The organism is Alishewanella sp. HL-SH05 (genome assembly GCF_052655985.1).
Genome location: NZ_CP199753.1, coordinates 2,543,049 through 2,568,299, shown reverse-complemented (window position 1 = coordinate 2,568,299; position 25,251 = coordinate 2,543,049). Strand labels below are relative to the sequence as shown.

Sequence of the window (25,251 nt, the reverse complement as noted above, 5' to 3'; positions counted from 1 at the left end):
AGCTCCTTGCACTTCTGAGCCGATAGCAACGGGCTATCGCTTTAGTTTGTACAAGAAGCATAGCAAAGCTTATGCCAGCGCGAGCACAAGTATAAAAAAGCCCCGCGGTTTTCACCAGCGGGGCTTGCTATGCGCTTACAGCTTAGTTTTTAGCAGCAGCGGCTTTCTTTTCTTTTTCTTTAGCGATGACGGCTTCCGCTACGTTAGATGGACACGGTGAGTAGTGCGAGAACTCCATAGAGAACTGACCACGACCTGATGTCATCGTACGTAATGTACTTATGTAACCAAACATTTCTGACAATGGTACGTCAGCTTTGATACGAACGCCTGTTACACCCGCTTCTTGACCAGAGATCATGCCACGACGACGGTTTAAGTCACCGATAACATCACCTACGTGATCTTCCGGCGTGAACACGTCAACTTTCATGATTGGCTCAAGCAGTTGTGCGCCTGCTTTCGGGATTGACTGACGGAATGCACCTTTAGCCGCGATTTCAAACGCGATGGCTGATGAGTCAACGGCGTGGAAACCACCGTCAAATACTTCAACTTCTACGTCTAATACTGGGAAGCCCGCTAAAGTACCGGTAGACATCATAGAGGCAAAGCCTTTCTCGATGGCTGGCATAAATTCTTTTGGTACGCTACCACCTACAACAGTAGAAACGAACTTGAAGCCAGAGTTTTGCTCGCCCGGACGGATGCGGTAGTCGATTTTACCGTACTGACCTGAACCACCAGATTGCTTCTTGTGCGTGTAGCTATCTTCGATTTCACGGGTAATGGTTTCGCGGTAAGCAACCTGTGGTTGACCTACAACTAATTCAACACCGTAAGTACGCTTTAAGATGTCTACTTTGATGTCTAAGTGTAATTCACCCATACCTTTCAGGATGGTTTCACCAGAATCAACATCGGTTTCAACACGGAACGTTGGATCTTCAGCAACCATCTTACCGATAGCGATACCCATCTTCTCAACTGAACCTTTATCTTTTGGTGTAACAGAGATAGAGATTACTGGTTCTGGGAATACCATTGGCTCAAGGGTACAAGGGTGCTTCGGATCACACAGCGTGTGGCCTGTTTGCGTGTTGTTTTTCATACCAACGATAGCAATGATGTCACCGGCTTGCGCAGTAGTCAGGTCAGTACGATCGTTTGCTTGCATCTCAACCATACGGCCGATACGCTCGGTTTTACCCGTGAATGAGTTAAGGATAGTGTCGCCTTTGTTCAATACGCCAGAGTAGATACGCACGAAAGTCAGGGCGCCAAAACGGTCATCCATGATTTTGAACGCTAAAGCGCGGAATGGCTCATCTGGAGAAACGATAGCAGAATTACCTGTTTCGTTACCTTCTTCGTCAGTCAGTGGCTGAGGGATAACCTCAGTAGGTGACGGTAAGTAATCAACAACGGCGTCTAACAGTAATTGCATGCCTTTGTTTTTGAAAGCAGAACCACAGTAAGTTGGGAAGAAGGCTAAATCACGAGTACCTTTACGGATACAACGCTTAATGTCTTCTAATGAAGGCTGTTCGCCTTCCATGTAGGCCATTAACAGGTCATCGTCTTGCTCAACAGCCGTTTCGATTAACTGTTCGCGATACATCGCAACGTCATCAGCCATGTCAGCTGGAATATCAGTAATGGTGTAGTTTTCTGGTAAACCCGTTTCATCCCAGATGTACGCTTTTTCAGTTAACAGGTCAACTACACCTTTAAAGGTGTCTTCGCGACCGATAGGTAACACCATGATTAATGGCTTAGCACCTAACACTTTCTTAACTTGTTCAGTTACGCGGATGAAATCAGCGCCGATACGGTCAAGCTTGTTAACGAAGATCAGACGTGATACTTCAGCGTCGTTAGCATAACGCCAGTTAGTTTCTGATTGCGGCTCAACACCACCAGAACCACAGAATACGCCAACACCGCCGTCTAATACTTTTAATGAACGATATACTTCAACAGTGAAGTCAACGTGTCCCGGGGTATCGATAACGTTGAAACGGTAGCCTTTCCAGAAACAGCTAACCGCTGCTGACTGGATAGTAATACCGCGCTCGGCTTCTTGTTCCATGAAGTCGGTAGTTGATTCACCTTCGTGAACTTCGCCTAACTTATGGATTTTACCGGTCAGTTTCAGGATACGTTCGGTAGTCGTGGTTTTGCCGGCATCAACGTGGGCGAAGATACCAATGTTTCTGTATAAGGATAAATCTGCTGACATAGTCATCTCTATAAGCTAGGGGTTTGAAAATAGTGCGACAATATACAGGATTTTTAAATGTTTTGCAGAAAAAATTATTGTCACCGGCTAATTTCTTTACTGATACTGTCAACTGACAGTTACAGACTTTTTCAGTAACAGCAAAGACATGACGGTAATTGACTTTTATAATGCGCTAAATTTCAGGTCAAATTTTTCAATAACGGTGTGCGCTAGCAGCAATAAGTCGTATCGCCTCGTCAGCCAGTGGGTTACCATCACTAAGCTATTTATCACGATGCTCCAGTGAGCAGAGAAAGCGCCATGTCAAACAGTGCCAGTTTAACCGACAGTCTGATGGATCACTTTGTTGCCAAACCCTGTGCGGCGAGTGTTGATATTTTATATCAAGATGCAGACATATTAGTGATCAACAAACCCAGTGGTTTATTAAGTTTATCGGGTAAAAACCCACTTAATTGGGATTCGGTGCATTACCGTTTAGTAAATGGTCAGCAGGACATCAGCCCTGCATTTGCGCAAGCTAAATTGCCGCACCGCTTAGATTACGGCACCTCAGGTATTATGTTGGTGGGGCTAACAGAGCAGGCTACCCAGCATTTAAACCGACAGTTTCAAATAAGAGCCGTGCAAAAACGCTATTTGGCGATGCTCGATGGTTGGCTAACGGCGGACGAAGGCATGATTAGTGCGGCGATAGTCAAAGATAAACACGGTTTTGGGCGAGTCAGAATGTGTGCGGATACCGGTAAGGCCGCTTTGAGTCAATTTCGCGTGCTTAAACGGTTAAATGATCCACCGCGAAGCTTAGTGGCATTTACGCCACACACCGGGCGAACCCACCAGTTACGCATTCATAGTCAGAGTATTGGTCATCCTATTTTAGGTTGTGATTTATATCACAACACACAAAGTGAGCAGATGGCTGAGCGTTTATTACTACATGCCAGTGATATCGACTTTGAGCATCCCACTCGTTTACAGCCCATGTATTGGCATTGCCCAAGTTCATTTTAAGCGTGAATAAAGCCTGTTGCGGTGAGCAAAAAAATTTAGTTGTTGGTTAAGTTGAATTTCGTTAAAGATGCTTAATACTAGAACGACAAATAACGTTACCGATGAGAAAAAGCATGACGATGAACAAAAGAGGTGGGTTGTGGATTTTGCTGTGGTTGGTTGCCTGCTCTGGGGCAATTAATGCACAAAGTGTGGTCGAGCCGTCTGCACAGCCGCTAGCAATAAATGAAACCTACAGTGACGATTCGCCAGAGGTGGATGAAAACACCCTATTAATAGATTGCCCTCATTTTACTGATTTATTTACGTTGTTGCCTGACGCCTTAATTGATGAAGCGATTAGCGAGCACTATTGGGATTGTGATGCGGTGTTACCTACAGCATCTTCAACTTTTATGAGTGCTGATCAACAGAGCGTTTGGACGTTTTCGGTAATGGCTTTAGATCTGGATGTGATGCCTGCTTTGCAACGCTGGGATCGGGCTGAGGCGGATGCCACTCAAAAAGCTTTTTTTAAAAAAGCGCTGCAAGCCAACATTGATTTGCAATTACAGCTTTATCGCAACTGCCTAAATTATTTAGAGCAGACGGGCTTACCGGTATGGCATGCTACTTATCAAGCTAACACCCCGCGTTATAGTATTTGTATTGGTAGTGATGCGCAAAAAGCTGAAGATGGGCTGTGGTTTGCTCGCGCGGTAACGCCCCGTTATTTATTCACATTACAAATTGAAGGGGCAAAAGCGGCGCAATTTGCCACAGCAGAGGCTGCGGCTGAGTATATGGCAGAGCTATTTACATCGTTTCGCTAATTTTGGTGCGTCATACGAAAAAAACAGGCAGCCGGAGCTGCCTGTTAGTATTTTGTACATCTGCAAAAATTATTCTGCAAGCGACGCCCATAAGTCATATTCATCGGCTTCGTCTACTACTGCATCAATCAGATCGCCAGGTTTGACGTTAGTTAAACCGTTTAAATACACCGCACCATCAATTTCTGGCGCATCAGCAAAACTGCGGCCAATGGCGCCTTCTGCGTCAACTTCATCAATCAGTACTTTAATGGTTTTGCCCACTTTCGCTTGTAACCGCGCCGCACTGATCGCTTGTTGTTTTAACATAAAGCGATCGTAACGCTCGTCCATTACCGCTTGTGGCACAGGGTCAGCAAGCTCATTGGCTTTTGCACCTTCGACCGGGCTGTATTTAAAACAGCCTACGCGATCAAGCTGCGCTTCATCTAACCAGTCAAGTAACATTTGGAAATCTTCTTCGGTTTCACCTGGGAAGCCGACAATAAAGGTTGAACGGATGGTCAGTTCTGGGCAGATAGTGCGCCATTTTTTAATGCGCTCTAATACACGTTCGGCTTGGCCTGGGCGCTTCATTAGTTTTAAGATGCGCGGGCTGGCATGTTGAAACGGGATATCTAAATAAGGTAACACCTTACCTTGTGCCATTAACGGGATAATATCGTCAACATGCGGGTAAGGATAAACGTAGTGCAACCGCACCCAAATACCCATTTCACCAAGTGCTTCACACAGTGACTGCATCGAGGTTTTCACCGGTTGGCCATTCCAAAAGCCGGTGCGATGTTTCACATCTACGCCATAAGCGCTGGTGTCTTGTGAAATGATCAGTAGCTCTTTTACGCCCGCATTTTTTAAGCGCTGCGCTTCATCTAACACTTCACCCACCGGCCGGCTGACTAAATCACCGCGCATCGATGGAATAATGCAGAAGGTACAGCGGTGATTACAACCTTCCGAAATTTTTAAATAGGCATAGTGTTTAGGGGTAAGTTTAACTCCGTGATCCGGTACCAGCATGGTGAAGGGATCGTATTTTGGCTTGGGTACAAACTCGTGAACTTGCTTTAACACGTTTTCATAACTGTGCGGCCCAGTAATGCCTAGCACGTTCGGGTGCACTTGACGAATTTCATCTTCGCGCGCGCCTAAACAGCCGGTGACAATCACATTACCGTTTTCCGCTAAAGCTTCGCCGATGGTTTCCAGTGACTCTTGTACGGCCGAATCAATAAAGCCGCAGGTGTTTACAATAACTAACTGGGCATCATCATAGCTGGGTACGATGTTATAACCTTCAGCTTTTAATTGCGTTAAGATCCGCTCAGAATCGACCAAGTTTTTTGGACAGCCTAAGCTCACAAAGCCGATGGTATTGTTGCCCTTATGCGCGCTGCCGGCTTGGTCAGTCAGGCTTTTGCGAGGCGTATCGAGGGTCGTGGTTTGGCTTGGATCAAAGGTTTGAACAGTCATAGTGTCTCTTAGATTGGGCGTTGCCTGAAAAAAGTCGGCGGATTATACCTGATACGTAGCAAAGTTACAGGGGTTGCTGACTAAAAAATGAACACTGGTGTCAGTTATTGCAGCGGAAAATAAGGCGAAGCAGGCTTTATTGATGCGTAAATGCGTTGCGGATGAAATAAGATCATACGGGCATCGCCCGCATGATCGAAGAGGGGTGGTTAAACTTTGTAAGGCATCGCGCCTAAATAGTCTTTTTTACCGACATCCACACCGTTATGGCGCAAGATGGCGTAAGCAGTAGTGATATGAAAATATAAATTAGGCAGTATATGTTGCATTAAAAATTCTTCACCGGTCAGGTATTTTCCTTCCCAACGGGGCTGGCTGACGTGCTGCGTGGCGGCGCTGGCAAAGTCGGTTTCTTTAAAGCTGGCTAAGTACGCGACAGTGTCATTGATGCGCTGCGTCAGTTGCTCAAGTGTACTCTCGTCATCGGCATGCTTAGGTGCATTTTCGACTTGGTTGGTCAAGCGCGCGGCACCGAGCTTCGCGGTATCACAGGCAATTTGTACTTGGCGGATCAACGGAAATTGGTCAGGGGCTAAACGCGCATTTAACAGCACGCTCATATCAATTTTTTTGCTAAGTGCATAAGCGCTGCTTTTGTCTAAGATGTGCTGTAGGTTATGTAACATTTTAGTGGCTTGGGTAATGCTCAATTGAAAATACATGGGGTTGGCCTCGGGCTGGGTTAATAATCAGTGTGATAGAACAGCTTAAATGGTCAGTTGGTATTGGCTGCGGTTTTGTTCATAGCTGTTACGTTAGATGTGGCTGCACTATGCGGTGTTTTAGTGCGTTTAACAATGTTACGGCGTGATTTCTTTATTTGCCATCGCGGGTTGTGGTTTGGTAAATAAACAGAAGTATAAAGTGAATATCTGGCGCCTTTAGCCATTTTCAACGATTGACAGCACAAAATAGCCGTAATCAGTGCTTGAGGTGCTTATTCCAAAATTTAACAAGCAATTCTTGAGATCTGGTTAATACTTAGCACTGTACTTTGCACTGTTGGATTTTTTAGCACACAGGAGTTTTTATGATTAACGCATACGCTGCAATGAAAGCCCATGGCAAACTTGAACCTTGGCAATATGATCCAGGCGCATTAGCGCGCGATCAAGTCGAGATTGATGTGGATTATTGCGGCATCTGTCACTCTGACATTTCAATGTTAAATAATGAATGGGGTATGTCGAGTTACCCGCTGGTGGCTGGGCATGAAGTGGTGGGCCGCATTGCTGCGGTTGGCGCCGATGTGACCCACTTAAAAATAGGGCAAGTGGTCGGCTTAGGCTGGCATTCTGATTACTGTAAGGTCTGTAGCACCTGTGGTAGTGGCGATCACAACCTTTGCGCCAGTGCGCAAGGTACTATCGTAGCCCATCATGGTGGCTTTGCCGATAAAGTACGGGCCAATGCCAGTGCGGTGATCCCATTGCCAGAGGGCATGGATGCAAAAACCGCAGGCCCGTTGTTTTGCGGTGGTATTACGGTGTTTAACCCGATGGTGCAGTTTGACGTTAAGCCAACCGATAAAGTGGCGGTTATTGGTATTGGTGGCTTAGGGCATTTGGGCTTGCAGTTTTTACGGGCTTGGGGCTGTGAAGTCACGGCTTTTACTTCGAGCGACAGTAAAGCCGCTGAAGCGAAAGAATTAGGTGCGCATCATTGCATTAATTCTCGCAGCGCCGCAGACATTGAGCAAGCGGCTGGCAAGTTTGATTTTATTATTTCTACCGTCAATGTGAAGCTTGATTGGAACTTGTATTTAGGTACTTTAAAACCGAAAGGCCGTTTGCATTTTGTCGGCGCAACGCTAGAGCCGTTAGATTTGAATGTGTTTAGTTTGATTATGGCGCAGCGTTCGGTATCAGGCTCACCGGTGGGAAGCCCTGCAACCATTGCCAAGATGCTCGATTTTGCCGTGCAACATGACATTAAACCGGTGGTTGAAACCTTTAAATTTAGTCAGATCAACGAAGCCTTAGCGCACCTCGAAAGTGGTAAAGCGCGTTATCGTATCGTGTTAGAACGTTAAACCACTTTAACTTGCTGTTAAGCGGCTTACAACGAGCTTAACAGCAAGACTAACGCTGCGCCATGCTGGGCAGAAAATTGCGAACGCTGGCCATACAAATTAACAATGGCTGTCACATCTTCATGTTCTGCTTGATCAAAACTACGACGCAGCCCCATATGCCATTCAGGAAATTGCCGTTCGCTGACGGTATTTTGAAAAATCAATCGCACGTGGTGATGCCGCTTATCTCGTTGGATCCGCGCATAAGTGAGCTCAACATCCCGTTTTGGCCCTTCAAGCAGTTGTAAAAAATGCTGCTCCGTGGCGAGCAGCAAACCGGTGATGTGGTGTAACCGATTATTACGCTCTGCTTGCTGATGAATTTCAGCAATACAGTCAGCGGTTATGTCCGTTTGGGCAGTACTGACATAGGCAAGTTGCAATAACGGTTGCTCTGGCATGCTGATCTCAATTATCGGTATTTACGTTGCGCTTTGCGTTTACGCTCGGCTTCTCGCTCGGCTTTGTCTTTGGCTTTCGCCGCTTCATCGGCCTTGGCATCAATTTGCTCTTGGCTAACCATCTCTGGGGTTTCTAGCGTAATGGGCCCTAAGTTACCGGCGCGCAGTTCAGTGATCAGGATAGTGCCGGCTTTTTCTAGATCGACCACGCCACCTTTGCGCATACAGCCACGACGAATGCCAATCGCATCTAATAGCGCCAGATCATTTTCCGGTTGCTCGGTTAAATCAAAGCGCTGCATCACTGCAGCAGGGTAGGCTTGTAACAAATAATCAGCCGCAAACAGCGCAATATCGGCATACTCAAACACCGTATCTTTGATGGCGCCGGTCACGGCTAAGCGATAGCCACAGGTAGGCGGGCTCAGTTTCGGCCATAAAAAGCCCGGCGTGTCGGTTAAAATCACATTGTTATCCAGCTTAATACGCTGCTGTGTTTTGGTCACGCCAGCTTCGTTGCCGGTTTTGGCGATAGTCCGCCCAGCGAGGGTATTAATTAACGTGGACTTACCCACGTTAGGTATCCCCATAATCATAGCTCGAGCGCCTCGGATCTCCAGGTTACGCTCTGGCAGCATGTCATTACACAGCTGTAATAGGGCGCGAATATGTTCAGGATTTTGCTGACTGATCGGGATGGCTTTCACGCCGCTTTGACTGTCAAAGTGCTGAACCCAACGCTGGGTAAGCACAGGATCGGCCAGATCGGCTTTGTTTAACACTTTAATACAGGGCGTATTACCGCGCAGTTGCGGCACCAGCGGGTTTTCACTGGAAAACGGAATACGGGCATCGAGCATTTCGATAATGATATCGACTTGCGGCATTACTTCGGCGATTTCTTTGCGGGCTTTGTGCATATGGCCCGGAAACCAGTTAATAGACATGACAGTTCCTTTGGCGTTAAAAACGCGCCAGTAATTCGCGCCGATAATCGGCTAGATTGATGCTTAAGCCTGCCGCGTTCAGTTTATCTTGCAGTTTGTTGGCGGCCAAATTGAGCTCGGACATCATCAAAGTATTATCATCCAATTGCCACACCAGTTTTGATGCTTCGTAGCTGTAAGCCAATATTAATAGTGCAATGACATCATTTTGTTCGGCGGCCGCGTCGATAGCGCGCTGTTTACGTTGGATTAAATTTAATTCGTGTTTCAGATCCCAAATGTAGGCCACATCATGAAAATAAGGATGCGTTTTTAAACGTTTCAAACTGAAACCGACCACTAAACAGCCGATCACCACACCACTAAAATTTAGCCAAAAATTTGAACCTATTCCGGTTGCGAACAGTGCGATCAGTAAGGTCGAGCTGCCTAAACTGATCAGTAACAATGCGATAATGCTTGAAACAGTGATGCGGTTTAGCCGTTGGCGATAGCGATGTTTTTCAATAACACGTAATTGCATGATGACTCGTTCATTTGTTAGCGGGGTTGAACCAACGACACGCCGCAGCCAGAAAAAGGGCAAACTGCGGCACAATCTAGGTTATGGCTGTGCGACTTCAGGCGGTTGATAACGGCGAATTTGCAGTATTATGCCTAATTTAGGATGATCCAGATAATGAATTTCGCCACTGATCACCCGTCGGCTTTGTTTCACATTGATACTTTGTAGGGCGCCATTATGCATTCTGCGCAGATTAAAGTCTGTATTGACAAACAGATAATGATCTAAATGCAGTTTAAATAAACCATCCAGTTGCCATACTTCCGTCGGTAAATTAGCCTGGCTTTGTACGTTGCTGCTATTGTCGATTGCCGCTGTGCTCGGTTGATCCAACGATACTCCCGCGGCCAGTTGTTGGCGGCGGCTATTAATTTGCTCAAGCACGCTGGTCACGTCGCTGGCATTGGCCGCAACTTGGGTGTCATTCACCGGGGTATCATCTTGCTCAGAGGTGATAGGCTGTCCCCAATAATCAAAACGCTGGCTGAAGTTTTCACCGGCAAACCAACGGCTGGGGATCGCTCGGCGCTCGGTGACAGGTGCTTGACGCCATACCGTATGCAACAGCACTTGTTGTTGGCGTTGTCGGCGCAGTTTAGCGACCACATCAGTTAAAGCAAAGGCTTCGGGCTCGGCTAAAAAGGGCACGCCTTGAAACTCGCCGCGACCGGCTAAGGTATGGGGCAGCCGTGAGGGCCAAGGCACCTTATGGCTGAGCCATTTTTCAGGAAACAACGCCAGACGCTGCCAAGCCAACGGCTGGGTTTCCTGTTGGCACATCAGTTTATGGGGGGGCTGCCAATTACTTGGAAACACACTGCTTGCTGCTGTATTTAACGGTGCTGGGCTGCAATCTTCTAAAGCACTGACTAGCGGCTGAATAATCGGATTATACAAAGGAGACACCAAATCAATAATGCGGCCCAAGCGAATTGGCGTAACCTGCTCGGGAAAATGTTCGCGTAATTGGCTATCGCCTGTACGTTCAAAAACAATCAGTTCTACTTCAAACCAGCGCTCATTGGCTTGCAGCAACATGGTGTTCAGTAACAGACATCCGGTCAGCAATAGCCGAACTTTCATGCGTTTCCTACCTTATGTTTGGTAAAGTCAGCCAACATCGAGCTGATGAGGCTGAGTCGATCTTTATGATCCTCTGCGGCAATACTAAAACGCAGTTTTTGCCCGCCTTCCAGTTTAAAGACGCGCGATTGGGTTTGGATCAACGTAATAATGTAACTTGGATTGACCAGGGTTTTCTCGGCGAATTCTACCACACCACCTTTGCTATTGGCTTCTATCCGTTTAATACCCAGAGCCTGTGCTTGCAATTTTAACTCAGCAACGGCCACTAAGTTTTTCGCCGCATCGGGTAATAATCCGAAACGGTCGATTAACTCGACCTGAACTTCATCGATCTCTTCTGGGTTTTTGGCACTGGCCAGTTTTTTATAAAATGATAGCCGTAAATTGACATCAGGGATGTAGCTCTCTGGAAACAGCGCAGGCAGTTTTAAATCCATTTCAGTTTGTTGGCTGAGCATGGCTTCAAGGCTGGGTACTCGCCCCGCTTTTAAGGCTTGCACGGCTTCTTCGAGCATTTCCATATACAAACTAAAACCGACCGATTCAATTTGACCGCTTTGTTCATCGCCTAATAACTCACCTGCGCCACGAATTTCTAAATCGTGCGTCGCTAAAGCAAAACCGGCACCCAAGTCTTCTAAACTGGCGATGGCTTCTAAACGTTTTTCGGCATCTTTAGATAAACGCTTGGGCGGCGGGGTCATTAAATAGGCATAGGCCTGATGATGGGAGCGGCCAACCCGGCCTCGCAATTGATGTAACTGCGCCAAGCCAAAGTTATCCGCACGGTTAATAATGATGGTATTGGCTGTGGGCACATCGATGCCAGTTTCGATAATAGTGGAGCACAGTAACAGGTTAAAACGCTGATGATAAAAATCAGCCATAATTTGTTCGAGCTCGCGTTCACGTAGCTGACCATGGGCAATGGCGATATTCGCTTCAGGGATCAGCTCTTGTAAATCGGCTGCCATTTTTTCGATAGAGGCAACATCATTGTGTAAAAAGTACACCTGACCACCCCGTAAGATCTCGCGCATCACCGCTTCGCGTAGCAAGCCGTTTTCGTATTCGCGCACAAAGGTTTTCACTGCTAAACGCCGCGCGGGTGGGGTGGCGATAATCGACAGATCACGCATGCCCGACATAGACATATTCAGGGTGCGCGGAATGGGCGTGGCGGTTAAGGTTAAAATATCAATATTGGCGCGCAGCGCTTTAATTTTCTCTTTTTGGCGTACACCAAAACGGTGTTCTTCATCGACAATCAGCAGGCCTAAATCGTGCAGTTTAATATCATCTTGCAGCAGTTTGTGCGTACCAATAACAATATCAACTTTACCGTTACTGACATCTTCTAATATGGCTTTTTGCGCTTTGGGACTAACAAAACGAGACAGCACCTCAATTCGCACCGGCCAATTAGCAAAACGATCTTTAAAGTTTTCAAAATGTTGTTGTGCAAGTAAGGTAGTGGGTACCAACAAAGCCACTTGCTTACCGCCGTTAACCGCAACAAAGGCGGCGCGCATAGCCACTTCGGTTTTACCAAAGCCGACATCACCACACACTAGGCGATCCATTGGTTGCGGTTGCTGCATATCCTGCAATACGGCATTAATGGCGTCGAGCTGATCGGCTGTTTCTTCAAACGGGAAGCTGTCGGCAAAAGCCGCGTAGTCATTTTCATCCAGTTTAAAGGCATGGCCCTGATGTGCGGCACGCTGCGCATAGACATCGAGTAATTCTGCTGCAACATCACGCACCTTTTTCAGCAGCCTTACGGCGGGCTTTTTCCCACGTATCGTTACCGAGTTTGTGCAAGGGGGCATGTTCGGCATCGCTGCCTGAGTAACGACTTAACAGATGCAGTGATGACACCGGTACATACAGTTTGCTACTGCCGGCATATTCAATGGTCACAAACTCAGCACTAATGCCATTGGCATCCAGCACCTGCAAGCCTTGATAACGGCCAATGCCATGTTGTAAATGCACAATAGGTTGACCAAGGCTTAATTCGGCCAGATTACGAATGATGGTATCAGAAGAGATTTGCTGGCTTTTCTTACGACGCCTGCGCTGGCTAATTTTTTGGCCAAATAGCTCGTTTTCGCTGATCAGGGCTAGCGGCGGTGTGGTGTTAACGAAAGTACCTTGATCCAGGGTTCCGACCAACACGGCAATATCTTGCTGTTGCGTTAAAAACTGCGCCAAGCTACTGGTTTGCGGCAGATGCACGGCGGCCTTGTGCAACAGCTGCAATAAACTTTCACGACGGCCTTCACTTTCCACTAAAAATAGCGCGCGGCCTTGCTGCTTTTTTAGCGCTGTTAAAAAGTTTAAAAGGGCTTCTAACGGATTTTTCAGCTGATGATTAATATTAAGATCAGGCAGGTTTGCAATTGGCGCATTGATGTGACCATTTTTAAGCGGTAACTCTGCACGGCTTAAACGTAACCTAGGGTAAGCTTTTAGCGCGGCAAACAGCTCATCGGTGGCTAAATACAATTCGGTCGGTTGTAAAATGGGCCGCAGTAAATCAATGGCTCGATCTTGATAGCGACGTTTTAACTCTAGCCAAAACTGATTGGCGCTGTGCTCGATATCACCACAGGTTAAAATATGCGAGTTAGCCGGTAAGTAACTGAATAAACTTGAGGTATCTTCAGCAAACAGCGGTAAATAATATTCAATACCGGCCGGTAAAATACCTTGGGTGACTTGCTGATATAAGGATTCTTTTTCATTGCGAGCGGCAAAGCGTTCGCGATAACGCAAACGAAAGCGTTCAATCGCCGCCTTGTCGGTTGGAAACTCATGTGCCGGCAAGAGCGAAATCTGTTTTACTTTATCTAAACTGCGCTGCGTGTCAGGATCAAAGGTGCGAATGGCATCCACTTCATTATCAAAAAAGTCGATGCGATAAGGCTGCGTTGCGCCCATCGGATACAAGTCTAGTAAGGAGCCACGAACAGAGAACTCGCCATGCTCCATAACTTGATCGACATGTCGATAGCCCACCGCGGCTAATTGCTGCTTAAAAGCACTTAAATCGGTTTGTTGTTGCTCGGCCAAAATAAAACTGTGTTGCTCTAAATGGGCACGACCAGCAATTTTCAATAACAAGGTACTCACCGGCACTATCACTAAGGCATGACTGAGCCGAGGCAATTGATACAGCGTGGTTAAACGCTGAGAAATAATGTCCTGATGCGGCGAAAACATATCATAGGGCAGGGTTTCCCAATCGGGCAGCGTGAGAATGGGACACTTTGCGGGGTCAAGAAAGACCGTTAACTCTTGCTCTAAACGCATCGCTGCGGGGGTGTCTTGTACCACTAAGACACAGACACCTTGTTGCTGTGTGACATAGCTGCTGATGGCTAGAGGTAAGGCAGCGCCAGTCAGTTGGCCCCATGCTTGCTGATCAGTAGCGCCGCGTAATTGCGGTATCGAAGGAAAAACACTCATTGAATTATAAACTCGTATCCTGATTAATCGCGTTGGCTGTTACAGTGATTTGGCGCTGCTAGTTCAGCGCTGCTCCGCTTTTAATTTTAATTGTCGGGCTTGCTGCTGCAAACTGGCGCGCACCAGCAATTCGCGATCTTCATCACGGATCAGTTTAAACACCACTTTGATCAGATAGCCATCTGTGGTTTGTTCAGCGCTTAATACTTGACCAAAACAAAAAACCGCCCCAGCATTGTCAGCAAGAAATAACTTCACTTCAACTGCTTGCAGTGCTGGCATGGCGCTATCAGTCTTAAAGGTGAGGCCAGCACCACCGTAGCTTTGCGTATGATGGCGATACGCCGCAACATCTTGTTGTTGTAAAACGTAATGCAGCAGCAAATCGAGCTTTTTTGCTTGCTGTTGCAAGTAGTTCGCTAACTCTTCGGCTAATTCACCGACGCGTTGTAACGAGCGCAGTGCATTCATATTCAGTTGGCCCACATTCCCGGCTAACAAAAAAGGCTCGGGGATGGCCGCCGTAAAGTCTGCTTCGCTTGGCAGAGGCGTACTCAGTGGTACCACATTAATGGCAATGCGATGCTCAACTTTGAAATACTGTTGAAAATCTTCGGCTAGGCTATCCAGTTCAGAGCTCATCTGGGTTCTCCCGGGTTGGTGCTTGTCATTGCACCGAATTATCACTATTATCGGCACCACTTTTGCGCTAATTTATCATCTAACCTAGGTAAAGTCCTGAAAATTCACATGCACCTTCCAGTCAGCCTGTTTATTGGCTTACGTTATAGCCAAAGTCGCAAGGGTAATGCTTTTATTTCGTTTATCACCCTGTTTTCTGTTGCCGGTATTTTACTTGGGGTGATGGCGTTAACCATTGTCAGCTCGGTTATGAACGGCTTTGAGGCGGAATTAAAGCGTCGCATCTTAGGCGTGGTGCCCCATCTTATTGTGGAAGCGCCACAGGGGGATACCCGCTGGCAACAACGCTTACAACAACAAGCCAAGGTGTTGGATATTACCCCATTTCTGCAAACTGAAGCCTTAGTGCAAGCGCCTCGGCAATTAACGGCCGTGATGCTGCAAGGCTTAACACCTGAGCAGTTACCGCAGTTTTTAAGACAATCTTTAGCACTGGGCGATTGGCAAACATTAAGCGAGCAGCGTTATAGCATCATGCTCGGCCGCGGTTTAGCCGAACAGCTGGATGTGCATTTAGGGCAACAAATTCGGGTACTATTAGCGCAAGGTGGCAGCCATACGCCCTTAGGCTGGATGCCACGCCAGCGCTTATTTACCGTCGCTGGAATTATTGATACCGGCTCTGAAGTGGATAGTGTTATCGCGATCACGGCGCAAGAAGATTTAATGCGGTTATTGCCGGTTGCCGAGCGCACGCCGAGTTGGCGGGTCAGTTTATTAGAGCCTTTTCAAGCGCCGTTGTTAGCTGAGCAATTATCAGCTGATACGCAAATAGGCTCAGTGCAAGATTGGCGGCAGAGCCATGGAAAATTATTTGCGGCAGTGGCCATGGAAAAAGCCATGATGTGGCTGATGTTATTACTGATTGTCGCTGTGGCGGCCTTTAACATTGTGTCAGCCTTAGTGATGATGGTTACCGAGAAACAAGCAGAAGTGGCGATTTTAAAAACCCAAGGCATGACCGACCGCGCGCTATTTTTTGTATTTGCCATACAAGGTTTATTTAACGGGTTGCTCGGTGCTGTGCTTGGTGTGATAGCTGGCGTGTTAGTCAGTTGGCAGCTTAATGCGTTATTAGATCTGTTCAATTTCCAAGTTGCAGGCGGTATTCAATTACCTGTGTTAATGGATGCCAGCCAAATTGCCACCATCTTCATTAGTGCTATTGGCTTAACCTTGCTCGCCGTGTTGTATCCAGCTTGGCGTGCGGTAAAAATTAATCCGGCGGAAGTATTACGCGATGAATAATGTTCTTGAAGCCTCTCAAATTTGTAAAACTTACCGTGATGGCCAGCAGGTCACCGAGGTGTTGCATCAGGTTAATTTAACCATTGCCAAAGCTCAAATGGTGGCCATTGTGGGCAGTTCAGGCTCTGGCAAAAGTACCTTATTGCATATTTTAGGCACTTTAGATACGCCAGACAGTGGCAATGTGCAGATCGCTGGACAACAGATTGCTAAGCTCAGCGCCAATCAAAAAGCCAGCTTGCGTAATGAAAAACTGGGTTTTATTTATCAGTTCCACCATTTGTTAATGGATTTTACGGCGGTTGAAAACGTGGCCATGCCCTTACTAATCCGTGGGCAAGCCCCTGTCGAAGCGAATGCCGCCGCCACCGCTTTGCTAAGCCGAGTGGGCTTGGCGCATCGTTTAACCCATAAACCGTCTGAATTAAGCGGCGGCGAGCGGCAACGCGTTGCTATTGCTCGGGCATTGGTGACTAAACCCGCTCTAATTTTAGCCGATGAGCCCACCGGTAATTTAGATCAGCAAACCGCAGAGTCTATTTATCAATTGTTACGTGAGCTTAATCGTGAATTTGCCACCAGCTTTGTGGTGGTGACCCACGATCGTGCCCTAGCGGCTCGCTTAGACAAACACTATTTGATGACAGATGGTCGTTTGGAGCCTGCGCCATGAATGCTCTCGTTTGGCAACTGGCGCGACGTTATCGCAATACTCGCCATACCAGTGGCTTTATTCGCTTTATTTCGGCTTCATCGACCTGGGGTATTGGCTTAGGCGTAGCGATTTTAATTTTAGCGCTGTCGGTGATGAATGGTTTTGAGCAGGCACTAAAACAGCGTTTGTTGGCGGTGATCCCGCATGTTGAATTAGAGTCAGTGGAAAATAACTTACAGCAATGGCAAAGCAAGCTACCGCGCTTAAGCGCTGTAAAAGGCGTAATAGCGGGCGCACCTTATATTAAAGCCAACGGCATGCTGCGTGCTGGGAGCCAAATTAAAGCGGTACAGCTGCGTGGTATTGATTTGCAACTTGAACAGCAACTCAGTGACTTCGCCACTTACTTGCAAAGCGGCAGCCTAGAGACATTAGCGGCAGAGCAAGTTGTGCTAGGCAGCGGTATTGCCGCGGCACTGGGTTTGCGGGTCGGTGATAATGTGCAATTAATGCTTCCTCGTTTTACCGATGATGGTCGTTTAGCCAGTTATTCTAATCGAGTGCTGAGTGTCAGTGCCATTATTGGGGTGGGCGGGCAACTCGATTATAGCCAAGCGTGGCTGGGTTTGGATGCATTAGCCGATTTTTTAGCTATGCCAGAAGACACCGTACACGGTTTAGCCTTTCGTTTAGACGATATCTTTGCGGCACCGGCCATGGCACGGCAACTCGGGCAGTTGTCGGATGATTATGTCTATCTGCTCGATTGGTTTCGTAGCCAAGGCCATGTTTATCAAGATATACAAATGGTGCGCGCCATTTTATATTTGGTGTTGTCGCTGGTGATCGCCGTGGCCTGCTTTAATATTGTCGCGACCTTGGTGATGGCTGTGCGGGAAAAAGAATCGGATATTGCCATTTTGCTAACCATGGGCATGCGACCGGCGGCATTAATTAAAACCTTTATGTTGCTAGGCTGGCTAAATGGTTTGGTTGGCACCTTAGGCGGGGCCGTTGTTGGCGTGTTACTGGCACATTACATTGAGCCGATCTTTGCTTTTGTAACCTCGACACTTGGCAAATCGTTATTAGATCCGAGCATCTACTTTATAGATTACGTGCCGTCGTTATTGCTGTGGCAGGATGTGGTCGTTACGGTGCTGTTGGCATTGGGCTTAAGTTTATTATCGACGCTGTATCCGGCATTTCGTGCTAGTCGGGTGCAACCGGCAAACGTGCTGGGGCAACGATAACATCCCCCGTAGTGTTTTATTCATGCTTTTTAGTAACTCTCTGCCTAAAGCAATACTAATTAAACCCTTAGTTTTGTTTTAGGCGATTTTTATGGCGTAACAAGCGCGCAAGTTTTTCTTTCTTTACCGATAAACGCCATAACCAGTCAATGGCAAAATAGCCAACAATGCTGGCGGTAATGCCCATTAATAAACAGCCGGTCAGTAAAGGTTTACCGATGGTTTGCATGCTATGCCACAACCAACCAAACGAAGCTTCAAAAGCAAAGGGCTCGGCAGGTGCTTTAAGTACCACACTGCCAATTAGATAACAGAGATACAGCATCACCGGCATGGTGAGCGGGTTTGAAATCCACACTAACGCCACACTTAACGGTAAATTAACGCGTAAGGGTACGGCCATCAGCGCCGAGAATAGCATTTGAAAAGGAAAGGGCATCCAGGCCCAAAAAAGACCGACAGCAAAAGCGCCGCGCGCAGAGCGGCGGTTTAAGTGCCATAAATTACCATCGTGCAGCATCGAACCGAACAGATTTAATAACTTCATCTGCTTGATTTTTTCTGGAGATGGTAAATATTTCTTAATAGTCTTCTTTGGCATTACAACCTATTTACGAAAAGTAAACATGCAACACTTTTGCACAGGTGTATTAGCTGGCAGCCTATTGTCGTTATTTTTACCGCTTCCGCCAGCTTTTTTTCAATATATTTTTCTAGCGGCTTTTCTAGTCAGCTGCCGCTTTCGGCTGTTTTTTTTAGCCGGTTGCAGCGCGTTTATAGTCAGTTGGCATTGGCAGTTGTCTGCATACTGGCAGGCACAAAATGCGTTCTTAAACTCAGCAAGCAGCTATCACGATGTGCGGATTGTCAGTTGGAGCGATCACGGCATTGGTGATTTAACAGTGAAACTGCAACTACAGCAAAGCTCATACAATCAGTATCTGCTCTCTGTGCGCTGGCGACAAGCTCCAAGCCTCGAAAATAATCAACTTTGGCGTTTACCATTAAAATTGCGACCGGTAGCACAGAGTTGGACTCCACTGTCACGGCCTCGTTCGCTGCAAGCCTTATTGCAAGGTGTGATTGGCGAGGGATATGTGTTGCCAGAGCAGCCAACTATCTTATTACAGGCCCCTGTGTCAGCCAGAGAAACCCTCATTACCCAGCTAAAAACGTCGACTGCATCCCTTAGCAGTGCACCATTGCTGTTAGCGTTAACTGTAGCAGAGCGACAATTTGATGCGCAATTGTGGCAAGGGATCCGGCACAGTGGCTTGGGACATATTTTAACTATCTCGGGTTTACACCTTGGCTTGGTCTATGGTTGGAGCCTGTTGTTATTTAGCGGGTTGTTGCGCCTTAGACCCTGTCGATTTAAAGAGGAGCTGGCTTTATTACTCAGTTTGTTGCCGGTTTTAGGCTATGGCTGGTTGGCTGGTTTTACCATCCCAACATTACGCGCGGCCGTGGCTTTGGCTATTTTTGTGCTGAGCCGATTATTACTGCGCCCCTTAGCCAAGTCTCAAGCGTGGTTGCTGTTATTGGCATTATTGCTCCTGGCCAATCCATTGTGGTTACTCAGTTATAGTTTTTGGTTGTCGATGTTAGCCGTAGGCTGCATTGTGTTACTGCTGTGGTGCTTAGCCCCTGCAGCGCCAAAGCGATGGGCAAAATTACGTTACTGGTTGCGGTTTCAATTAGCATTAACCTTGTTAATGTCATTTATTAGTATGGCTTTTTTCTCGGGTGTTAGTGTCTTATCCATTCTCTCTAATCTGTTGTTTGTCCCTTGGTGTACGTTGCTCGCGATCCCGTTTTTATTGATCACGGTCTGTTGGAGCTTGGCGGGCTTGCCTTATGTTCAATGGCTCTGGCAGTTAACCGATGGGTTGTTTATTCCCTTAATGATTTGGTTAGAATGGAGTGGCTCTCAAGCAGTTTGGTGGAGTTTACCTCAGCTCTCCCCCCTGACGGCGTTTTTACTGTCCGGGGCCTTAGCAATGCTGCTAGCCTGCCGTGTAAAGGGCTCTCTGTGGCTGTTATGGCTTACTGTGGTGGTATTAATGATCTGTTTACCGGTGAATGTTCACCCGCAATTACAGCTAATCGATAGCGGGCAGCGCACGGTATTATTATTACAGAAACCTCATAACGCCATCTTATATTTAGATGCCCCTGCGACACAGTTGGAAGGGCTGGTACGCCAGCAGGTATTACCTTTGTTACAACAGCAACGGTTGCGGCAATTGGGGCCGGTCATTATACCGGCACTTGAGCGAGAAATGGCGCCAGCCTTGGCGTTAATTCAACAAGCTTATCCAATGGCAAAATTTTACAGTGCGGTAGCGGCATTACCAGAAGTGCAGACCTGTACTGAATTAGTTGCAGCTTATCCTGACATTGGCTTTCGGCATTGGTTGTTAGCTAAAGCCGATCCCTGTGTGCTCAGTGTTGATATGGCAGGCTGGCAATTGTTGTTGCCAGGTAAGTTGCAACAAGCTCAAGAGCGGGCATTATTGCAGCAGTATGCTGATTTAACCGCGGATATTTATTTACTGGCAGATTATGGGCGCGCCAACGCTAATTCATTAGCTTTTTTACAAGCTTTAGCGCCACGGCAATTGCTATTAGCGGCCAACGCACAAGGGCCTTATACTTATCCACAAGCTGGCGTGCAACAACGGATTAACTTATTGAATTTACCGCTGTATCATACTGGGTTACAAGGCAGCTTGCAGATTGAATTTACGGCTGAAAAACTGCGCATTCGCCAAGAAAATAGAGAAAAACACTACCCTTGGGCAGAAAAGCCGACAGCAATAGCTGAAACCTCTGCCTCAACACGCTAGAATAGCCAGATGATAACGATAAAAGGTTTAGAATTTTGCAGACAGAGCAAACAACGTCATCGGCGGTTTATCGTCGGTTACTCAGCTATTTAAAACCCTACCGCTTAGGTTTTGTCGCCGCCATTATCGGCATGGTGGGGTATTCAGCGGTAGATGCAGGTTTTATTGCCTCGGTACAGCCGTTTATTGACCGCGGCATTCAAGAAAAAGATACTGAATTTTTACGCCTAGCGCCTTTAGTGGTCATTTTGATGTTTATCTTGCGTGGCATTTTTCACTTTACCGCAACCTATTGTATTAGTTGGGTGGGTAATCAAATTGTCAAAGACATGCGACAGCAATTATTCAGCCATATGATGCGTTTACCGGTGAGCTTTCATGATAAACATTCTACCGGTGAGCTGATCTCTAAAATCACCTATGACTCAGAGCAAATCAAACAATCTTTAACCAAAGCCTTGATAGTGTTGGTACGTGATGGCGCCTTGGTACTGGGTTTAATTGGTGTGATGTTTTGGTATAGCTGGCAGCTCTCGTTAATCTTCTTTTTAATTGCACCTGTGATCGCTGTTATTGTTAGCTTTGTCTCGAAACGCTTTCGTAAGTTAAGCCATAAAATTCAACATGCGATGGGCGGCGTAACGACCGCTTCTGAACAGATGCTCAATGGGCATAAAGTCATTTTAGCCTTTGGTGGCCAAGCGGTTGAAGATGCGCGTTTTGAAGAAGTGAATAATCAAACTCGCTTACAAGGCGTGAAAATGGATGCTACCTCGGCCATTAGTTCTGGTGTGATCCAACTGATCGCCTCTTTTGCTCTGGCTTTTGTGGTGTTTATGGCCAGTCAACCGGAAATGCTTGATACCTTAACCGCCGGTATTTTCTCTGCCATCGTCACGTCGATGGTCATGCTGTTAAAGCCACTAAAACAATTAACCACGGTAAATAGCGAGTTTCAACGCGGTTTAGCCGCCGCTGCCAGTATTTTTCGAGTTATGGATGAAACCGCGGAGCGGGAGACGGGAACCATTGAATTAAAGCAGGCCAAAGGCGACATCGAGTTTAAACATGTCACCTTTAACTATCCAGGCCATCAGCAGCAGGTTCTCGACGATGTGTCGTTTCACGTGCCTGCAGGTAAAACGGTGGCGTTAGTGGGGCGTTCAGGCAGTGGTAAAACCACCATCTCCAGTTTATTACCGCGGTTTTATGAGGTAGAGCAGGGCGAGATTTTAGTGGATGGTCAAAACATTCAATTGTATAGCCGCAGTTCTCTGCGTCATCAAATCGCCGTAGTTTCTCAGCATGTGATGCTTTTTAACGATTCAATCGCCAATAACATTTGTTACGGTATGGCAGAGCCGGTCAGTCGCGAGCAATTATTGGCGGTTGCCGAGCAAGCCCACGTGATGGAATTTGCTAAGAAGATGCCAGAGGGCCTCGATACACAAATTGGTGAAAATGGCGTCAGTTTATCTGGTGGCCAGCGCCAACGTATTGCCATTGCTCGCGCGTTATTACGCCAAGCGCCAGTACTGATTTTAGATGAAGCCACCTCGGCTTTGGATACAGAATCTGAACGCAAGATCCAAGCTGCTCTTGACGTGCTGTTAAAAGGGCGCACCAGTATTGTGATTGCCCACCGCTTATCAACCATTGAAAATGCCGACAGCATTATTGTGATGGATCAAGGTCGTATTTTAGAGCAGGGCACACACGCCGAATTAGTAGCGCGTGATGGTGTTTATGCTTCGTTACATAAATTACAGTTCGGCTCTGAAAAATGACCGCACTGGAGCGTGGCTGGTATCAAGGTCGATGGTGGTGTTATTTACTGGCGCCATTTAGCCTGTTGTTTTGGTTATTGTCGACCTTGCGCCGCACGTTATTTCGCCGAGGCATTAAACGCCATTATCGTTTAACGGTGCCGGTTATTGTTGTCGGCAATATTACTGTTGGCGGTACGGGTAAAACGCCGTTTACGTTATGGTTATGCCAGTTATTGCGCGAGCAAGGCTTTACCCCAGGCATTATTAGTCGGGGCTATGGCGTAAAATTAACGGCGCCACGTTTAGTTACCGCTAACTGCATGGCAAATCAGGTGGGGGATGAGCCACTCTTATTGGCTCAGCGCAGTGGTTGTCCAGTGGTCGTGTATCCGGATCGTGTTAGCGCCGGCCAACATTTGCTGTCACGTTGCCCCGACGTCGACATTATTATCTCTGATGATGGCCTACAGCATTATCGATTAGCGCGCGATCTAGAAATTGTACTGATTGACGGTCAGCGTGGTCTGGGGAATGGCTGGTTACTGCCAGCCGGCCCCTTGCGCGAGTTGCCTTCTCGTTTAGCCTCAGTAGATTTTACGGTGGCAAACAGTGGGCCATTAGACGGTGTTGATGGCCACATGACATTAACCGTTGTTGCTGCGCGGCCCCTTTTGGCTGAGCAACCGGCGTTAGCGATGTCGACACCGGTTCAGTTAGTGGCGGCAATTGGCAATCCAGCACGTTTTGCTCGTTCGGCGCAAGAGGCCGGTTTTAACATTGCAGGGCAGCATTTCTTTGCCGATCACCATCCTTTTAGCCCTGACGATTTTACCGATTTGACACCCCCGCTGTTAATGACGGAAAAAGATGCGGTAAAATGTCGGTCTTTTGCCAAAAGCGGTTGGTACTATTTAGCCGTTCAGGCGCGGTTAGATCCCCAATTTACTGAGCAACTAAGCAAAAAACTTAACTTATTACGGAGTCAATATGGCCATGAATCTGGCATTGATTGATATTTTGGCCTGCCCGGTATGTAAGGGTAAATTAAAATATGACAAAACAGGCGAGCGCTTGATCTGCACCTTTGATCAACTGGCTTATCGTTTAAGCAATAATATCCCGGTGTTACTGGCGAATGAAGCAACACCATTAAGCTCAGAAGAGTGTGAAAAATGGCGTTCATAGTCGTTATTCCTGCTCGCTACGCCAGCTCTCGCTTACCGGGTAAGCCGTTAGCGGATATTGCAGGTCAAAGCATGATTGAGCGTGTGTATCGACAAGCGATACAAAGCGGTGCCGAGCGCGTGCTGGTTGCGACCGATGACCAGCGGGTTGCCGCTGCAGTGCACGAGTTTGGCGGTGAAGTATGCATGACGGCGGCCAGTCATAATTCTGGTACGGAACGCTTGGCCGAAGTGGTCACTCAATTAGGTTTAGCTGCAGATGATATCGTGGTGAATGTGCAGGGCGATGAGCCTTTTATCCCACCGCAAATTATTCGTCAGGTAGCAGAGAATTTAGCGCTGCAACAAAAAGCTCGGATGGCCACTTTAGCCGTGCCGCTGCATGATCTTGCTGAGCTGAAAAATCCGAATGTGGTGAAAGTGGTAACCGATCATGCTGGTTACGCCTTATATTTTAGTCGTTCAGCCATTCCGTTTGACCGGGACGAACGTTACCGTGATGCCCTTGCAACACACTATCGGCGGCATATTGGCTTATATGCGTATCGTGCGGGTTTTATTGCCGATTACGTGGCGTGGCCAACATCAACCCTGGAACAAATTGAAGCGTTGGAGCAGTTACGAGTGCTGTGGCAGGGGGAAGCCATTCATGTGGCGACAGCCATAGAAACGCCGGCGGTTGGCGTTGATACCGCAGAAGATCTGGCGCGAGCCATTGCTTTTGCCACGCAACAACATGTTTAAATCGCTGACTATCGTCGATAGTACCGCAGATTTTGTGGTTATTAATAAACCCGCAGGCTTAAGCTTTCATTCGGAAGAGGGGCCGGGGGTAGTGGCCATTGCCGAGCAACAGTTAGGCGAAAAGCTGTTTGCGGTGCATCGATTAGATAAAGTCACCTCGGGTTTATTGCTATTGGCGCGCAATACTGTTGCAGCCGCAGAATTTACCCAATTATTTAGTCGTCGGCAAATCCAGAAATGTTACTTGGCGTTAAGTGCAGCACGGCCTAACAAAAAACAAGGTTGGGTGAAAGGTGCCATGCAGCCTGGCCGACGCGGCGGTTGGAAGTTAACCTCAGCACAACAGGCTTTAGCGGTCACGTATTTTGTTAGCCAGGGCTTTGAAAACTTACCGTTTCGCGCTTATTTGCTGCGGCCTTATACCGGTAAAACACATCAATTACGCGTGGCGTTAAAAAGTCAGGGGGCGCCTATCCTAGGCGATAGCTTATATGGTGCTGCAGAGGCCGACCGCGTTTATCTGCATGCCTATGCCTTGGCGTTTCATTTTGCTGGCACAGAGTATCAATATCAATTATTACCCGACAGCGGTGAGCAGTTTCTGGCGTTAGTGCATCACGGATTACCGGGATCGTGGCTAACACCATGGCAATATGCTTGGCCCGCGGCACCTAGCTTGCCGTTTGAGCGTTAACA

Annotated in this window: 21 protein-coding genes and 1 pseudogene; 12 read left to right on the top strand and 10 right to left on the bottom strand. The window is 47.3% G+C overall.

What is annotated here, in order from left to right; all coding sequences use genetic code 11:
* Positions 1-142 precede the first annotated feature (142 nt).
* A complete protein-coding gene (gene fusA, locus ACUJFL_RS11735) occupies positions 143-2,242 on the bottom strand; it encodes an elongation factor G (protein WP_226750040.1) in 2,100 nt (699 codons plus the stop codon).
* 303 nt (positions 2,243-2,545) lie between these two features.
* Here fusA and ACUJFL_RS11730 point away from each other — a divergent pair, with 303 nt between their 5' ends.
* Both ACUJFL_RS11730 and ACUJFL_RS11725 read left to right on the top strand, forming a co-directional pair.
* A complete protein-coding gene (locus ACUJFL_RS11730) occupies positions 2,546-3,259 on the top strand; it encodes an RluA family pseudouridine synthase (protein WP_445427579.1) in 714 nt (237 codons plus the stop codon).
* Between the two features lie 113 nt (positions 3,260-3,372).
* Positions 3,373-4,071: a hypothetical protein gene (locus ACUJFL_RS11725; RefSeq protein ID WP_226750039.1), complete on the top strand. Its 699-nt coding sequence runs from the start codon at positions 3,373-3,375 to the stop codon at positions 4,069-4,071.
* Between the two features lie 69 nt (positions 4,072-4,140).
* On the opposite strand, the gene rimO is transcribed toward ACUJFL_RS11725, so the two are convergent.
* The gene (gene rimO / locus ACUJFL_RS11720) at positions 4,141-5,544 is read right to left on the bottom strand and encodes a 30S ribosomal protein S12 methylthiotransferase RimO (RefSeq protein ID WP_445427578.1); all 1,404 of its coding nucleotides are present in this window, start codon (positions 5,542-5,544) and stop codon (positions 4,141-4,143) included.
* Between the two features lie 209 nt (positions 5,545-5,753).
* Positions 5,754-6,266, bottom strand: coding sequence for a DUF1993 domain-containing protein (locus tag ACUJFL_RS11715; protein WP_445427577.1), 513 nt, complete (start codon positions 6,264-6,266; stop codon positions 5,754-5,756).
* Between the two features lie 368 nt (positions 6,267-6,634).
* On the opposite strand from ACUJFL_RS11715, the gene ahr reads away from it, so the two are divergent.
* Complete coding sequence (ahr, locus tag ACUJFL_RS11710) at positions 6,635-7,636, top strand: NADPH-dependent aldehyde reductase Ahr (RefSeq protein WP_229584227.1); 1,002 nt, start codon at positions 6,635-6,637, stop codon at positions 7,634-7,636.
* 26 nt (positions 7,637-7,662) lie between these two features.
* Here the strand turns inward: ahr and ACUJFL_RS11705 are convergent, their stop codons facing one another.
* The 6 genes and pseudogenes from ACUJFL_RS11705 to ACUJFL_RS11680 all read right to left on the bottom strand — a co-directional run bounded on the left by ACUJFL_RS11705 (position 7,663) and on the right by ACUJFL_RS11680 (position 14,793).
* The gene (locus tag ACUJFL_RS11705; protein ID WP_226750035.1) at positions 7,663-8,079 is read right to left on the bottom strand and encodes a BLUF domain-containing protein; all 417 of its coding nucleotides are present in this window, start codon (positions 8,077-8,079) and stop codon (positions 7,663-7,665) included.
* 11 nt (positions 8,080-8,090) lie between these two features.
* The gene (gene ylqF / locus ACUJFL_RS11700) at positions 8,091-9,026 is read right to left on the bottom strand and encodes a ribosome biogenesis GTPase YlqF (protein ID WP_445427576.1); all 936 of its coding nucleotides are present in this window, start codon (positions 9,024-9,026) and stop codon (positions 8,091-8,093) included.
* Between the two features lie 16 nt (positions 9,027-9,042).
* Entirely contained in the window at positions 9,043-9,549 is a 507-nt protein-coding gene (locus tag ACUJFL_RS11695; RefSeq protein WP_445427575.1) for a DUF3087 family protein, read from the bottom strand.
* A gap of 81 nt (positions 9,550-9,630) precedes the next feature.
* Positions 9,631-10,674 carry a CsiV family protein gene (locus ACUJFL_RS11690; protein WP_445427574.1) on the bottom strand — a complete coding sequence of 348 codons (1,044 nt, stop codon included), beginning with the start codon at positions 10,672-10,674 and terminating at the stop codon, positions 9,631-9,633.
* Positions 10,671-14,151: pseudogene (gene mfd, locus ACUJFL_RS11685) on the bottom strand (transcription-repair coupling factor). Before mfd ends, ACUJFL_RS11690 begins: the two are co-directional and overlap by 4 nt.
* 63 nt (positions 14,152-14,214) lie before the next feature.
* On the bottom strand, positions 14,215-14,793 hold the full coding sequence (locus ACUJFL_RS11680) for a PilZ domain-containing protein (protein ID WP_306178319.1): 579 nt from the start codon (positions 14,791-14,793) through the stop codon (positions 14,215-14,217).
* 108 nt (positions 14,794-14,901) lie between these two features.
* On the opposite strand from ACUJFL_RS11680, the gene ACUJFL_RS11675 reads away from it, so the two are divergent.
* The 3 genes from ACUJFL_RS11675 to ACUJFL_RS11665 are packed head-to-tail and all read left to right on the top strand — an operon-like array spanning position 14,902 to position 18,009.
* On the top strand, positions 14,902-16,101 hold the full coding sequence (locus ACUJFL_RS11675; RefSeq protein ID WP_226750029.1) for a lipoprotein-releasing ABC transporter permease subunit: 1,200 nt from the start codon (positions 14,902-14,904) through the stop codon (positions 16,099-16,101).
* Complete coding sequence (gene lolD, locus ACUJFL_RS11670) at positions 16,094-16,774, top strand: lipoprotein-releasing ABC transporter ATP-binding protein LolD (RefSeq protein WP_226750028.1); 681 nt, start codon at positions 16,094-16,096, stop codon at positions 16,772-16,774. The genes ACUJFL_RS11675 and lolD overlap by 8 nt, the downstream gene beginning before the upstream one ends.
* Positions 16,771-18,009, top strand: a complete 1,239-nt coding sequence (locus tag ACUJFL_RS11665; RefSeq protein ID WP_445427573.1) for a lipoprotein-releasing ABC transporter permease subunit — start codon at positions 16,771-16,773, stop codon at positions 18,007-18,009. The genes lolD and ACUJFL_RS11665 overlap by 4 nt, the downstream gene beginning before the upstream one ends.
* 67 nt (positions 18,010-18,076) lie before the next feature.
* On the opposite strand, the gene ACUJFL_RS11660 is transcribed toward ACUJFL_RS11665, so the two are convergent.
* Entirely contained in the window at positions 18,077-18,610 is a 534-nt protein-coding gene (locus ACUJFL_RS11660) for a DUF2062 domain-containing protein (protein ID WP_306178322.1), read from the bottom strand.
* A gap of 25 nt (positions 18,611-18,635) precedes the next feature.
* On the opposite strand from ACUJFL_RS11660, the gene ACUJFL_RS11655 reads away from it, so the two are divergent.
* From ACUJFL_RS11655 to ACUJFL_RS11630, 6 genes are read left to right on the top strand one after another with little or no spacing between them, the layout of a single operon-like run.
* The gene (locus tag ACUJFL_RS11655; RefSeq protein ID WP_445427572.1) at positions 18,636-20,858 is read left to right on the top strand and encodes a ComEC/Rec2 family competence protein; all 2,223 of its coding nucleotides are present in this window, start codon (positions 18,636-18,638) and stop codon (positions 20,856-20,858) included.
* Positions 20,859-20,893: 35 nt separating this feature from the next.
* Positions 20,894-22,645 (top strand): lipid A export permease/ATP-binding protein MsbA, encoded by a 1,752-nt coding sequence (gene msbA / locus ACUJFL_RS11650; protein WP_445427571.1) that lies wholly within the window; start codon positions 20,894-20,896, stop codon positions 22,643-22,645.
* Positions 22,642-23,640 carry a tetraacyldisaccharide 4'-kinase gene (gene lpxK, locus ACUJFL_RS11645; RefSeq protein WP_306178326.1) on the top strand — a complete coding sequence of 333 codons (999 nt, stop codon included), beginning with the start codon at positions 22,642-22,644 and terminating at the stop codon, positions 23,638-23,640. Before msbA ends, lpxK begins: the two co-directional genes overlap by 4 nt.
* Entirely contained in the window at positions 23,615-23,812 is a 198-nt protein-coding gene (locus tag ACUJFL_RS11640) for a Trm112 family protein (protein ID WP_226750022.1), read from the top strand. The genes lpxK and ACUJFL_RS11640 overlap by 26 nt, the downstream gene beginning before the upstream one ends.
* On the top strand, positions 23,800-24,555 hold the full coding sequence (kdsB, locus tag ACUJFL_RS11635; protein WP_226750021.1) for a 3-deoxy-manno-octulosonate cytidylyltransferase: 756 nt from the start codon (positions 23,800-23,802) through the stop codon (positions 24,553-24,555). Before ACUJFL_RS11640 ends, kdsB begins: the two co-directional genes overlap by 13 nt.
* Complete coding sequence (locus ACUJFL_RS11630) at positions 24,548-25,249, top strand: pseudouridine synthase (RefSeq protein ID WP_226750020.1); 702 nt, start codon at positions 24,548-24,550, stop codon at positions 25,247-25,249. The genes kdsB and ACUJFL_RS11630 overlap by 8 nt, the downstream gene beginning before the upstream one ends.
* Positions 25,250-25,251: the final 2 nt, after the last annotated feature.